Genomic DNA, 12820 nt, shown 5'->3' with positions numbered 1-12820 from the left:
CCGGTGTCCCGGCACCCGTCCGACGCGTGCGGTCCGACCGGGCCGTACGTCAACCACCTTCACCACAGGAGGACTTCATGCAGGACGAGCAGAAGCGCAAGGAGATCGTCGCGGAATACTTCCGCAAGGTGAACGAGGGCGATGTCGACGCCATCGTCGAGATGTTCACCGAGAACGCCACCATCGAGGACCCGGTCGGCAAGGATGTCCGCGAGGGCCGCGCAGCGCAGCGCGAGTACTTCAACAGCAACGTCACCGCCGAGGTCACCATCGAGCCGGGACACCTGTCGGCGGGTCAGGACGGCAAGTCCGTCGCCGTCGCCCTGGCCGCGGAGATGACCAACATCCTCGACCCCAACCGCACCCGTGTGAAGATCAACGCCGTCGACGTCTTCACCCTCACCCCCGAGGGCAAGATCGACAGCATGCGCGTGTTCTGGGGCATGACCGACATCGGCGTCTGAGCACACCGCACCACGAACCGGACGAAGGAGAACGCTCCCCGATGAGCACGCAGCGCACGCAGGGCAGTCAGGACGCCGACGACGAGCTGTGGGTACGGCGCTTCCACCCCGCACCCGAGAAGCCGGTACGCCTGGTGTGCCTGCCGCACGCCGGTGGCTCCGCGTCCTTCTTCTTCCCGTTCTCGGCAGCGCTCGCCCCTCACGCCGACGTCCTGGCGATCCAGTACCCGGGCCGCCAGGACCGGCGGGGCGAGCCGCTGCTCGGCACCGTCCAGGAGCTGACCGACGCCGTCTTCGAGGCGCTGCGGCCCTGGCACGACCGGCCGCTGGTGTTCTTCGGCCACAGCATGGGCGCGGTGCTCTCCTTCGAGCTGGCCCGCCGCTTCGAGCGCGAGGGCGCCCCGGTGCAGGGGCTCATCGCCTCCGGGCGCCGGGCCCCCACGGTGCACCGCGAGGAGAACGTGCACCAGCGCGGCGACGACGCGCTGATCGCGGAGATCCGCGCGCTGAGCGGCACGGACACCGGGCTGCTCGCCGACGAGGAGCTGCTGCGGATGGTGCTGCCCGCGATCCGCAGCGACTACAAGGCCATCGAGACCTACCGCTACCGGCCGGACGGGACCCAGCCGCCGCTGACCTCGCCCGTCAGCGTGCTCACCGGGGAGTCCGACCCGCGGGTCAGCATTCCCGAGGCGCAGGCCTGGCAGGAGCTCAGCAGCGGGAAGTTCACCTTCCGCAGCTTCCCCGGCGGCCACTTCTATCTGACGCCGCGCCAGGCGGAGGTGACCCGCGCGGTGGCCGAGGACCTGGCCGCCTTCGCCCGGGTCCCGGCGAACTGACGGCGCCGTACCGACCTCACGAAACGGAAAACGGTAATCCATGGAGACGAAGCCGGCGCAGTTCACGGCCGAGACCGAGAACCTCCTCATCGCGCTCTACTCCCGCGCCCACGACGCCAAGTCGGCCAAGCCCATCCTCAACGACCGGATGGCGGTCACGGTCAGCGAGTCGATCGAGTACGACTACGCCAAGCTGAAGATCCGCGACGACGACGCCATCAGCCTCGCCATCCGCGGTGAGCTGATCGACGGCTGGATCCGGAGCTTCCTGGACACCCACCCGGACGCGGTCGTACTGCACCTGGGCACCGGTCTCGACGGCCGCGTCCACCGGATGGACCCGCCCGCCTCCGTGGAGTGGTACGACCTGGACCTGCCGGAGATCGCCGCGCTGTACGCGCAGCTCTTCCCCGAGCGGGAGCACCACCACGTCATCGGCTCCTCGGTGATGGACCTCAAGTGGCTGGAGCAGGTGCCCACCGACCGGCCCACCGTCATCGTGGCCGAGGGCCTGCTCGTGTACTTCACCGAGGAGGAGGTCAAGGGGCTGATCCGCAAGCTCTTCTCGGTGTTCCCGAGCGGTCAGCTGATCTTCGACGCGTACACGCCCTTCTCGGTGAAGGCGATGAACAAGCACTGGACGGTCAAGGCCTCCGGCAAGCGCTTCGTCTGGGGCCTGGCCGAGCCCGCCTCCCTGGAGCAGTGGCACCCGGGCGTCAAGCACCACGACGCCTGGACCTTCTTCGGCTCGCCCTATATCGCGCACATGCCGTGGACCTCCCGCGTGGTCTGCAAGATCATGAACGCGATACCGGCGCTGCGGCACTACAACCGCGTGATGCGCTACTCCTTCTGAGCCCGCTCCCGCCGAGCCCGCTCCCGGCCGCCTGCCCCGCGCACCCCGCGGGGCAGGCGGCTCGCGTACCGGAGGCGCAGGGGGCGGACCGAACGCGGAACGGCCCCCTCGGAGTGCTCCGAGGGGGCCCGGTGTTCTCTGGCGTGAATCGCGGTGCAACCGGTTCGGTGGGCGTTTCGTCCGGTCCCGGGTCAGAACTCCTCGGGCGCCAGCACCCGTCCGGTGGCCCGTTCGGTGACGCGGATGGCCTCCAGGGGGCAGTTCTCGGCGGCGTCCAGCACCGTCTCGTCGGGCTCCACGGGGGAGCCGAGCGCCTGCGAACGGCCGCCCACCAGGCCGAAGAAGGCGGGCGCCGCGTGGACGCACATGCCGGTGCCGGTGCAGGACAGCCGGTCGACGCTGACCTCCCAGTCGCCGTCCCGCGGCCCGCCGCCGGTCTCCTCCCGCGCGGTCGGCGTCCCCGCGGCGCTCACCAGCGCACCGGCAGCGCGAGCGGCCCGCGGACCAGCAGGCTGGAGCGCCAGCGGATCGCCTCGTCCTCGATGTCCAGCTCCAGGGTGGGGAAGCGGTCCAGTACGGATTCGACGGCCACCGCCAGTTCCATCCGGGCGAGTTGGGCGCCCACGCAGAAGTGGACCCCGTGGCCGAAGCCCATGTGGTGGTTGTCCTCGCGGCCGAGGTCGAGCTCGTCCGGGTTCTCGAAGAACTCGCCGTCCCGGTTGGCCGAGTGTATGTGTACATACACGGACTCACCCTCGGCGATCCGCTGCCCGCCGATCTCCAGGTCCTCCGTCGCGATCATGGCGGCGTGGTGCCCGGTGCCGAGCGGGATGTAGCGCATCAGCTCGTCCACGGCCTGCGGCATCAGCTCGGGTTTCTCGCGTAACAGGGCGAGTTGGCCGGGGTGGCGCAGCAGCGTGTAGAGGAAGTTGGTGATCTGGTTCGCGGTGGTCTCGTGGCCGCCGGCGAGGAGCACCACGGAGATCGAGATCAGCTCCTGCTCGCTGAGCCGGTCGTCCTCGTCCCGGGCCTGGATCAGCGCGGTGAGCATGTCCTCGGTCGGCTGCGCCCGGCGCTGGGCGATCAACTTGGCCAGATACAGGCAGAGTTCGTTGATACGGGAGGTGAACTCGGCGTGCGGCAGGGTGTCGCCCTGCATCAGCGCGTCCGCGCCGCGGCTGAAGATCTCGCGGTCCTCGTAGGGCACCCCGAGCAGTTCGCAGATCACCCGGGTGGGCAGCGGCCAGGAGAAGGTGGACACCAGGTCCCCGCCGCTGCCCTGGGCGGCCAGGTCCCCGGCGAGTTCGGCGGCGATCTCGGCCACCCGGGGGCGCAGCATCTCCACCCGCCGCCGGGTGAAGGCCTTGGTGAGCAGGCGCCGCAGCCGGGAGTGGTCGGGCGGGTCCATGTACATGATCCCCTCGGGACCCACTTGCATCTCCTGGCGCCGCGGTACGTCCGCGTTCACCACCGCCGCGCGGCTGAGCCGCGGGTCCGCGAGCGCGTTGCGTACGTCCTGGTAGCGCGTGGCGAGCCAGGCCTCGCCGCCGTAGGGCAGGCGGATCCGGCTGATCGGCTCCTCGCGGCGCAGCTCGGCCAGGACCGGCTCGATGACCAGGCCGTCGACAGGGGTGAAGGGGAAATCACGCACGGGCCCGTGCGCGACGGGACAGGAAGACTTTGAGGCAGGCATGACACTCCTCGAAGATTCGTGACTAGTGCAACGTTCCCGAGGGCGCTCTCGCCGGGTCAACCCCTAGCTTGCACCCGTAAACACCCCTGACTGTCCGGTTCCGTATGGTGCTCGATTGCCGACGCGGCAACCTGGCCGCGATGCTCGACCACACCACACCGTGAAAGGGGTGCGCGTTGGCGCCCAACGAGTACGCAATCACCGCGGAAGGCCTCACCAAGGACTTCGGCAAGTTCCGCGCGCTGGACGGTCTCGACCTGTCCGTGCGCACGGGAGAGGTCCACGGCTTCCTCGGCCCCAACGGTGCGGGTAAATCCACCACCATCCGTGCCCTGCTCGGCCTGCTCAAGCCCACCGCGGGCAAGGCCACCCTGCTCGGCAAGGACCCCTGGGCCGACGCCGTCGAGGTGCACCACAAGCTCGCCTACGTCCCCGGCGACGTCAGCCTGTGGCGCAACCTCAGCGGCGGCGAGGCCATCGACCTGTTCGGGACGCTGCGCGGCGGCATCGACAAGTCCCGCAAGGCGGAGCTGATCGAGCGCTTCCAGCTCGACCCGACCAAGAAGTGCCGCGCCTACTCCAAGGGCAACCGGCAGAAGGTCGCCCTGGTCTCCGCCTTCGCCAGCGACACCGAGCTGCTCATCCTCGACGAGCCCACCTCCGGACTCGACCCCCTGATGGAGGCCGTCTTCCAGGAGTGCGTCAAGGAGGTCAAGGCGCAGGGCCGCACCGTCCTGCTCTCCAGCCACATCCTCGCCGAGGTCGAGGCGCTCTGCGACCGCGTCAGCATCGTGCGCCGCGGCCGCACCGTGGAATCGGGCTCCCTGCAGGAGCTGCGCCACCTCACCCGCACCTCGCTCAGCGTCGAGACGCAGCGCCCGGCCACCGGGCTCGCGGAGCTGGCCGGCGTCCACAACGCGGTGGCCGAGGGCAACCACCTCAAACTCGACGTGGACAACGCCCAGTTGGAGCCCGTACTCGCCAAGGTCCTCGGCTTCGGCGTGATCTCCCTGAACAGCGCCCCGCCCACCCTGGAGGAGCTGTTCATGCGCCACTACGGCGACGCCCCCGCCGAGGACGGCGACGGCGGCAAGGGCGGCGACGGCGGCAAGGACGCCGAGGACCGCGCGAAGGCGGAGGCGGCCACCCGATGAGCGAGAAGTCCCCCTACACCGGTACGCAGGCGCTGCTGAAGCTCGCCACGCGCCGCGACCGGATCCAGCTCGCGGTGTGGATGTACGGCACGGCCGCCCTCGCCTACAGCGCGGCCAACAGCGTCAAGAGCACGTATGAGAACGAGAAGGCGCGTGTTGACGCCGTCCAGTTGCTTTCGGACAACCCGGCGCTCCTGCTGACCCGCGGCGCGCCCGTCGGCAGCAGCCAGGGCGCCGTCTCGATGGTGCAGGTCTTCTCCTATCTGTGCGTGCTCGCCGCCCTGATGAGCACGATGGCCGTGGTGCGCCACACCCGGCAGAACGAGGAGACCGGCCGCGCCGAACTCATCGGCGCCCAGCCGGTGGGCCGCCAGGCCGGTCTGATGGCCGCCCTGCTGCTCGCCCTCCAGGCCAATATCGGCCTCTTCATCTTCCTCGGCATCGTGCTGCCGCTGGCCGGTCTGCCGATCGGCGGCTCGCTCGCCGCGGCGGCCGCCGTCGCCAGTGTCGGCCTCGCCTTCGCCGGTGTCGCCGCCGTCACCGCCCAGCTCGCCGGTACCGCGCGCGGCGCCAACTCCCTTGCCGGGGCGGCGATCGGCGCGGCCTTCCTGATCCGCGGCGTCGGCGACGCGCTCGGCGACGTCACCGAGAACGGCACGGTCGTCCACAGCGCCTGGCCGTCCTGGCTCTCGCCGATCGGCTGGGGCACCCTGGTGCACCCCTTCGGCGACGAGCGCTGGTGGGTGCTCGCCCTGCCGCTCGCCTTCGCGCTGCTCACCATGGGGCTCGCGCTGCGGCTTTCGGCCGAGCGCGACCTCGGAGCGGGCCTCCTCGCGGACCGGCCGGGACCGGCCGAGGCGCCGCGGGCCCTGCTCAGCCCGCTCGGCCTCGCCTGGCGGCTGCAGCGCGGCGCCCTGCTCGGCTGGCTCGTCGGCATCGCCGTCCTGGGCGCCACCATCGGCGCGATCGGCAAGTCGGCCGCCGACGCCCTCAAGGACAACGCCGACCTCACCGACACCCTCGGCAAGATCGGCGGCGGGGGTACGGACGACCCCGCGGGCGTCTTCTTCGCCTCCATGATGGTGATGGTGGGCGCCGTCGCCGCCGGGTTCACCGTGCAGGCGCTCCTGAGGCTGCGGGCCGAGGAGACCTCGGGGCGCCTGGAGGCCGTGCTCGCCACCTCGGTGAGCCGGGGCCGCTGGGTCGCCGGCCATGTCCTGGTCGCCGTGCTCGGCGTGGTGGCTTTGCTGCTCGTCTCCGGACTCGCCGCCGGCCTCACCTACGGCGCCGCCACCTCGGATCTCGGGCAGGCCCTCAGCGACCTGACCGGCGCCGCGCTCGCCCAGGCCCCCGCCGCGCTCGTCCTCGCCGGGTTCGTGGTCGTCGTCTTCGGCGCGGTGCCGGGCCTCACCTCGGGCGCCGCCTGGGGCGGACTCGCCCTGTGCCTGGTCGTCGGACAGCTCGGCGGACTGCTGAAGCTGCCGCAGGCGGTGCGCGACCTCTCGCCGTTCACGCACCTGCCCGCGCTGCCCGCGGCCGAGGCCGAGGCGCTGCCCTTCATCGTCCTGCTCGCGGTGGCCGCGGTGCTCGCGGCGGCCGGTGCCGCCCTCTTCCGCAGGCGCGACCTCGCCCCCTGACCCCAGCCGAGAACGCAGCGGTACGGCCCGGACTCCCGCGGGAGTCCGGGCCGTACCGCTGTGTCCGGGAAAGCCGGGAAAAGCCCAGGGGACGGGAAGGTCGGGAGGAACGAACAGGCCGCCCGTGCCGGGGTGTTCCGGAGCGGGCGGCCAGTGTTCTTCCGGGGGTAACCCGGCGGACTCATTCCTCGCCGGGGTCGAGCAGGCTCAGGTCCGATTTCCCCCAATAGACCCACACCGCCTCGATGAGGCCGTGCGAGCCGGTGCGGAAAATGCTCGTGAGATCGAACTTGATGCGCTTCTGAAACGGGTTGGTGGGCTTGTCCAGATAGCCGTGTTTCGTCAGCGTGGGGCCGAGCGGGAGATAATTCATGTAGACGGCGACCGGGATGGCCACATGGATACCGTCCTGGGCGGCGACGGGAATTCCGGCGACATCGACCGTCTTCGCCTCCGCGGCCCGCTGGAAATGCGGCCGCAATTCGTCGTGCCCGATCATCGGAACCGAGCCGACCGGGTCCTCGAAACGCACGTCCTTCGTATAGAGGCCGAGCATGTGATCCACGTCGCCACTCGTCATGCGGCGGCAGTGTTCGAGCGCGAGTTCTTTCCGCGTCGCCTCGTCAAGCATGTGCTCCTCCTTGTGCCGCGTCGACGAGAGCGACATCACTCGTGCCCCAATAGGCCCGCATGTCCTCGATGAGGCCGTCGGCGCCCGCCCGGATCACCATCAGGAAGTGGAATTGCATGCGCTGGCCGGTGGGATCGGCCGGCGTGGGCAGCACCCCGTACCGGGTGAGGACCGGCCCCAGCGGCAGGTAGTCCATCGTCGCGGTGACCGGGACCGCGGCGTGCAGCCCGTCCTGGGCGGCCACCGGCCTGCCCGCGATCTCCACGGCGTTGCTGGTCACCGCGCCGGTGGCATGGGCACGCAGCGCCTCGTGGCCCTGCTGGGCGCCGGCTCCGACCGGATCCTCGAAACGGACCTCGGGGGAGTACAGCTTGAGCAGGCCCTCGACATCACCGGCATTGACCCGCCTGGTGTGTTCGAGGATCAGCTCTTTCAGTGCCGCCTCATCCAGCATGAATTTCTCTCCTTCCGGCAGGCGTGCCCACATCCTGGCAACGGCGCGGACGGGGCGCCAGGATGACCGGTATGTGTTAGGGGTCGACCGCTCTGGCTAGGGGTTCAGCGCTCTTCTACGCCGGTGCTAGCGTCGCCGGGATCGGAATTGCCGCACGTGATGTCCGGGAGAAATTCCCCGTGCCCGCGGCCGACGGAAGGGTCACCCATCTCATGACCGGAGAAACGCACGCCGTCGTTCTCGGCGGCGGTCTGACCGGAATGCTGACATCCGCCGTCCTCGCACGGCACCTGGACAAGGTCACCGTCATCGAGCGCGATGTGCTGCCCGAAGGCCCCGAACTGCGCAAGGGCGTACCCCAGGCCCGCCACGCCCACCTCCTGTGGTCCGGCGGCGCCCGCGCCATCGACTCCGTACTGCCCGGCACCGTCAAGCAGCTCATCGCCGAGGGCGCGCACCGCCTCTACCTGCCGCGGGACGTGGTCTGGCTGACCCCGCACGGCTGGCAGCACCGCTTCTCCGGCAGCCAGTTCATGGTCACCTGCAGCCGCGCCCTGCTCGACTGGGTGGTGCGCCGCCAGGCCCTCGCCGAGCCGAAGATCACCGTGCGGCAGGAGACCGAGGTGCTCGGCCTGCTCGGCGGCGCCGGGCAGGTCACCGGTGTCCGGCTGCGGGACAGGTCCGGCGAGAGCACCGAGCTCGCCGCCGACCTGGTGGTCGACGCGGGCGGCCGGGCCTCCGCGCTGCGCCGCTGGCTGCCCGAACTGGGCCTGGACCAGGTGGAGGAGGACGTCGTCGACTCCGGGATCGCCTATGCCACCCGGGTGTTCAAGGCCCCGGCGCCGGTCGCCCAGGGCTTCCCGATGGTCAACATCGCCGCCGCACCCGGACTCGGCAAGCCCGGCCAGAACGGCGCCCTGGTGCCGATCGAGGACGGCAAGTGGCTGGTCACCCTCGCCGGTACCCGCGGCGGCGAGCCGCCCACGGACGACGACTCCTTCCTGGACTTCGCCCGCGGCCTCCGGCACCCCGTCCTCGCCGACCTCCTGGAGCGCGCCGAGCCGCTCGGCCCGGTCAAGGGCTCCCGCTCCACGGTCAACCGCCGCCTCTACTACGACCGGGTGGCGAACTGGCCCGACGGGCTGCTCGTCCTCGGCGACGCCCTCGCGGCCTTCAACCCGGTCTACGGACACGGCATGAGCTGCTCCGCGCTGAGCGCCAAGGCCCTGGACGCCGAACTCAGCCGCAGCGGACTGGCCCCCGGCATGGTCCAGGCCGTGCTGCAGAAGGTCGCCAAGGTCGTCGACGATCCCTGGCTGCTCGCCACCACCCAGGACATCTGCTACCCGGGCACCAAGGTCACCGCCCAGGACCCGCGGATCGCCCCGCGCGGCGACCAGGAGCAGCAGTTCGCCGACCTGCTCAGCACCGCAGCCCTGCACGACCCGGTGGTCAGCGCCGCCGCGATGCAGGTGACCGCGCTCGCCGCCCCCGTCAGCAGCCTGGAGTCCCCGCACCTGGTGGCCGCCCTGCGCAAGGGCAAGGCCCACGAGCCGCTGACCGCACCGCCGTTCAAGGACGCCGAACTGGCCGTACTGGACGGGGACGCCGCGGGCGCGGCGGCCTCCGCCTGAGGTCCGCCGGCCGCATCGGCATCGCGCGAGGGGCCGCCGGGAACAGCGAACGCACTGTTCCCGGCGGCCCCTCGGCGCTGCCGGGCGCCATTTCGGCACCCCATGGGGGGACTTGCTGCCAGGCGGCGCGCCGTGGATGGCAGCAAGAAGTCAGCCGGGAATGTGTGCCTCGTCACTGTCTCTGCCCGCCGGACGGTCTGCCGCCGCCCTCGCCGGAGCCCGGTGCACACGCCGTACCCCCGAGCGGAACCTTGCGTTCAGGCCGCCCCTCGCGGGCGCATATGCCGCCGCACCGCCGCGACCTGGCTGAACGAGAGGACCAGGCCCAGGTTTTCAGCCAGGCATAACCAGAATTATCAGGCCGCTAACACCCGCCCCCAGGGCCTGCCCGGCAGCTGTGTGGGAACTCTGTGTGCCCGGCGTCAGAAGATGTCCCGCAACTTGTGGCCACCGGTTGCCCCTTCACCGGTTCGTAGGATGAGAGCGCGGCTGACCGGTAGGAAAACTTTGGCTTCGGGGGAGGCGGTCCGTGACTCTTTACGACCGTGACAAGGAATTCACACGCGTCGAAAAGGCGCTCGACTCAACTTTTTCCGGGACGGCCGGAATCGTCCTTCTGGAGGGGGCGGTCGGCTGCGGCCGCACCGAGTTCCTCAAGGAGTGCGCCGACCTCGCCCAGGAGCGCGGCGCCCGCGTCCTGTACGGCGGCGGCGCCGAGGGCGAGGCACTCCCGCACGGACTGCTGCGCAGGCTGCTCGCCCCGCTGGCCCCGCGCGGCGGACAGCAGCGGAGCATCCCGACCCACCAGGAGTTCGCCGAGACCCTCGCCGAGGCGGCCGAGGACGCACCGGTGGTCCTGTGCGTCGACGACTTCCCGCACGCCGACGGGCCCTCCCTCGGCTACCTCCTCCACCTCGCCCGCGTGGTGCGCCGCCAGCGGATCCTGCTGATCCTCACCGGCCCCCTGCACGAGCGCACCGACAGCCCCGTCCTCGGCACCGAACTGCTGCGCCACCCCGGCTTCGTACGGATCCCGCTCACCCATCTGAGCCCCGCCGGAACCGCCGCGCTCCTCGCCGAGCACGCCGGTGCCCCGGTGGCCGCGCCGCCCGCGGAGCGGCTGCACGCCCTCAGCGGCGGCAACCCGCTGCTGCTGCGCGCCCTGCTCGCCGAACAGCCCCTGCCGCAGCGGGAGTCGCAGGAGTGGCCCGCGCCCGAAGCCGGGGGCCCCTTCACCAAGGCGCTGCTCACCTGCCTGCACCGCAGCGGCTCCGGAGTGCGCGAACTGGCCCGCGCCGTCGCGGTCCTCGGTGAGCACGCCACCCCGGAACTGGCGGCCCGGCTGGCCGGCACCACCCCCAGCCGCGCCCGGCAGGGCCTGACCGCCCTGGAGAGCGCGGGCCTGACCCGCGACTGCCGCCTGAGCCACCCGGCCGTGGCCGCCGCCGTCCTCGACGACCTGCCCGCGGCCGAACGCACCGCCCTGCACGGCCGCGCCGCGCACATCCTCGACGAGGCCGGGGTACGGGCCGCTTCGGTCGCCCGGCACCTGCTCGCCGCCGGGACCGCCGAGGGCCCCCGGGCGGTGCGCGTGCTCCACGAGGCCGCCCGGCAGTCCCTGGTCACCGGCGACGACTCCCGGCACGCGGTGGCCTGCCTGGAACTGGCCCGCAGCGGCTGCGCGGACGAGAGCACCGACTGGGACCTCGACCTGCGGCTCGCCGCCGTCACCTGGCGCTTCGACCCGGCAGCCGCCGAGGCGCACCTGAAGGGCCCGCTCGCCGCGCTGCGCGCCGCACGCCTCGGCGCGGCCGCCGCCGGGCACCTCGCCCGGCTCCTGGTCACCCAGGGGCGGATCGAGGAGGCCGCCGAGGCCCTGGAGTACCTGGCCCGCGCCACCGGTTCCGGCGGCGGGGCCCAGTGCACCCGGGAGGACCCGCTGCGCGGACTCTTCGCGCTGCCGCCCACCGAGGACAAGCCCGCGCCCGCCCCGGCCGCCGGGGAGAGCGGCGCCGAGCAGCCCGCCGAGCCGGTGCGCACGGTCTCCGCCGAGCTGCGCTCCTCGGCCTCGCTGTGGACCCACCCGGGCACCCAGGCCGACGAGCAGGCCATCGACAAGCTCCTCGAAGGCACCCCGCTGGCCCAGAGCACCTTCGACCCGATGGTCCAGGCGGTCCGCACCCTGGTGCACACCGACCACGCCGACCGCGCGGTGACCTGGTGCCGGACGCTGCGCCCCGAGGGCAGCACCGCCCCCGGCTGGAACGCCGTCTTCGGCTACCTCCAGGCCGAGGCGCAGCTGCGCCTCGGCGACCTCGCGGGCGCGGAGCAGCAGGCCGAGGCCGCGATGGAGGCGGTCGCCGACCGCGGCGGCCTCTTCCAGTTCGGTCCGCTCGCCACCCTCGTGCTCGCGCAGACCGCGCGGGGCAGCTACGACGCGGTGGCCCGCCAGCTCCAGACCTCCGTGCCCGAGGAGCTCTTCACCAGCGTCTACTCCCTCAACTTCCTGCGCGCCCGCGGCCATTACTACCTGGCGACCCACCGCCACAAGGCCGCGCTCGGGGAGTTCCTCGACGCGGGCAGGCTGGCCCGCCGCTGGGGCCTGGACCGGCCGCAGCAGCTGCCCTGGCGCACCGACGCCGCCGAGGCGCTGCTCGCCCTCGGGGAGCACCGGCAGGCCGAGCGCTTCGTCCTCGAACAGCTCGCCACCCCGGACGCCCGCGGCCCCCGGCTGCGCGGGGTCACCCTGCGGCTGAGGGCGGCGACCACCCCGCTGCGCCAGCGCCCCAAGCTGCTGACCCGCGCGGTCGACGAACTCCGCCGCTCCGGCGACCGCTTCGAACTCGCCCGCGCCCTCGCCGACTTGGGCCGCTCGCTGCAGATGATGGGGGAGGGCACCCGGGCCGCCATGGTCACCCGGCGCGCCTGGCACCTGGCCGCGCAGTGCGGGGCCGTCCCGCTCGCCGAGCAGATACTCCCCGGCCAGGGCGGCCAGGACCGCAAGCCGAACACCCCCGAGAAGGAGCCCGCCGAGGCCGGTGCGAGCGACACCGACCAGCTCAGCGAGTCGGAGAAGCGGGTGGTCTCGCTGGCCGCCTACGGCTACACCAACCGGGAGATCTCGGCGAAGCTCTACATCACCGTGAGCACCGTCGAACAGCACCTCACCCGCGTCTACCGCAAGCTCAACATCACCCGCCGCCAGGAACTGCCGATGGACCTGCACTTCGAGACCCTGGAGCACGCGGGTTAGTCAACTCGACTGCTGCGTACGGAATATGACCGTACGTCAGCCCATGCGCGGCACCGTCGGACCCGGCCCGAGCGCCGGGTCCGACGGCGTTCGGCGGCGCGCCCTCGACTTCCCCTGCCGGCAGGGTCCGTACTGGGGCTCTGAGGGGGTTACTCAGGGGTGTGGAGCCCGTCTACCCGTCCGTAGCGTCGAGGGGTCAAGCCGA

At 71.9% G+C, this 12820-nt stretch carries 11 protein-coding genes; 7 read left to right on the top strand and 4 right to left on the bottom strand.

Annotated elements, in window-relative coordinates; genetic code table 11:
- Nucleotides 1-77: 77 nt before the first annotated feature.
- From MID12_RS00510 to MID12_RS00500, 3 genes are read left to right on the top strand one after another with little or no spacing between them, the layout of a single operon-like run.
- Nucleotides 78-464, top strand: a complete 387-nt coding sequence (locus MID12_RS00510; RefSeq protein WP_040246047.1) for a nuclear transport factor 2 family protein — start codon at nucleotides 78-80, stop codon at nucleotides 462-464.
- 41 nt (nucleotides 465-505) lie between these two features.
- Nucleotides 506-1303: a thioesterase II family protein gene (locus MID12_RS00505; RefSeq protein WP_281373523.1), complete on the top strand. Its 798-nt coding sequence runs from the start codon at nucleotides 506-508 to the stop codon at nucleotides 1301-1303.
- Nucleotides 1304-1343: 40 nt separating this feature from the next.
- A complete protein-coding gene (locus MID12_RS00500; protein WP_263164095.1) occupies nucleotides 1344-2159 on the top strand; it encodes a class I SAM-dependent methyltransferase in 816 nt (271 codons plus the stop codon).
- 191 nt (nucleotides 2160-2350) lie between these two features.
- Here MID12_RS00500 and MID12_RS00495 read toward each other — a convergent pair whose 3' ends face one another.
- Together MID12_RS00495 and MID12_RS00490 are read right to left on the bottom strand one after the other, a co-directional pair.
- Nucleotides 2351-2632: a ferredoxin gene (locus tag MID12_RS00495; RefSeq protein ID WP_263164092.1), complete on the bottom strand. Its 282-nt coding sequence runs from the start codon at nucleotides 2630-2632 to the stop codon at nucleotides 2351-2353.
- Entirely contained in the window at nucleotides 2629-3810 is a 1182-nt protein-coding gene (locus MID12_RS00490; protein ID WP_040246044.1) for a cytochrome P450, read from the bottom strand. Before MID12_RS00490 ends, MID12_RS00495 begins: the two co-directional genes overlap by 4 nt.
- 218 nt (nucleotides 3811-4028) lie before the next feature.
- Between MID12_RS00490 and MID12_RS00485 the strand changes: the two genes are divergently transcribed.
- On the top strand, nucleotides 4029-5006 hold the full coding sequence (locus MID12_RS00485) for an ABC transporter ATP-binding protein (RefSeq protein ID WP_263164087.1): 978 nt from the start codon (nucleotides 4029-4031) through the stop codon (nucleotides 5004-5006).
- Nucleotides 5003-6643: an ABC transporter permease gene (locus MID12_RS00480; protein ID WP_263164085.1), complete on the top strand. Its 1641-nt coding sequence runs from the start codon at nucleotides 5003-5005 to the stop codon at nucleotides 6641-6643. The genes MID12_RS00485 and MID12_RS00480 overlap by 4 nt, the downstream gene beginning before the upstream one ends.
- Before the next feature lie 181 nt (nucleotides 6644-6824).
- Here the strand turns inward: MID12_RS00480 and MID12_RS00475 are convergent, their stop codons facing one another.
- Nucleotides 6825-7274, bottom strand: a complete 450-nt coding sequence (locus tag MID12_RS00475) for a nuclear transport factor 2 family protein (RefSeq protein ID WP_040246040.1) — start codon at nucleotides 7272-7274, stop codon at nucleotides 6825-6827.
- Nucleotides 7267-7728, bottom strand: coding sequence for a nuclear transport factor 2 family protein (locus tag MID12_RS00470; RefSeq protein WP_263164084.1), 462 nt, complete (start codon nucleotides 7726-7728; stop codon nucleotides 7267-7269). The genes MID12_RS00475 and MID12_RS00470 overlap by 8 nt, the downstream gene beginning before the upstream one ends.
- Before the next feature lie 212 nt (nucleotides 7729-7940).
- On the opposite strand from MID12_RS00470, the gene MID12_RS00465 reads away from it, so the two are divergent.
- Entirely contained in the window at nucleotides 7941-9362 is a 1422-nt protein-coding gene (locus MID12_RS00465) for an NAD(P)/FAD-dependent oxidoreductase (protein WP_263164083.1), read from the top strand.
- 529 nt (nucleotides 9363-9891) lie between these two features.
- On the top strand, nucleotides 9892-12615 hold the full coding sequence (locus MID12_RS00460) for an AAA family ATPase (RefSeq protein WP_263164082.1): 2724 nt from the start codon (nucleotides 9892-9894) through the stop codon (nucleotides 12613-12615).
- Nucleotides 12616-12820 lie beyond the last annotated feature (205 nt).

The sequence above is a fragment of the Streptomyces sp. SCSIO ZS0520 genome, assembly GCF_025643355.1.
GTDB classification, from domain to species: Bacteria; Actinomycetota; Actinomycetes; order Streptomycetales; family Streptomycetaceae; genus Streptomyces; species Streptomyces physcomitrii.
This window is presented reverse-complemented; position numbering and strand designations above follow the sequence as displayed.

Bases quoted from the DNA above. Each gene is read 5' to 3' on its own strand.
- MID12_RS00510 (WP_040246047.1), top strand. From the start codon at position 78: ATGCAGGACGAGCAGAAGCGCAAGGAGATCGTCGCGGAATACTTCCGC.
- MID12_RS00505 (WP_281373523.1), top strand. From the start codon at position 506: ATGAGCACGCAGCGCACGCAGGGCAGTCAGGACGCCGACGACGAGCTG.
- MID12_RS00500 (WP_263164095.1), top strand. From the start codon at position 1,344: ATGGAGACGAAGCCGGCGCAGTTCACGGCCGAGACCGAGAACCTCCTC.
- MID12_RS00480 (WP_263164085.1), top strand. From the start codon at position 5,003: ATGAGCGAGAAGTCCCCCTACACCGGTACGCAGGCGCTGCTGAAGCTC.
- MID12_RS00475 (WP_040246040.1), bottom strand. From the start codon at position 7,274: ATGCTTGACGAGGCGACGCGGAAAGAACTCGCGCTCGAACACTGCCGC.
- MID12_RS00470 (WP_263164084.1), bottom strand. From the start codon at position 7,728: ATGCTGGATGAGGCGGCACTGAAAGAGCTGATCCTCGAACACACCAGG.
- MID12_RS00465 (WP_263164083.1), top strand. From the start codon at position 7,941: ATGACCGGAGAAACGCACGCCGTCGTTCTCGGCGGCGGTCTGACCGGA.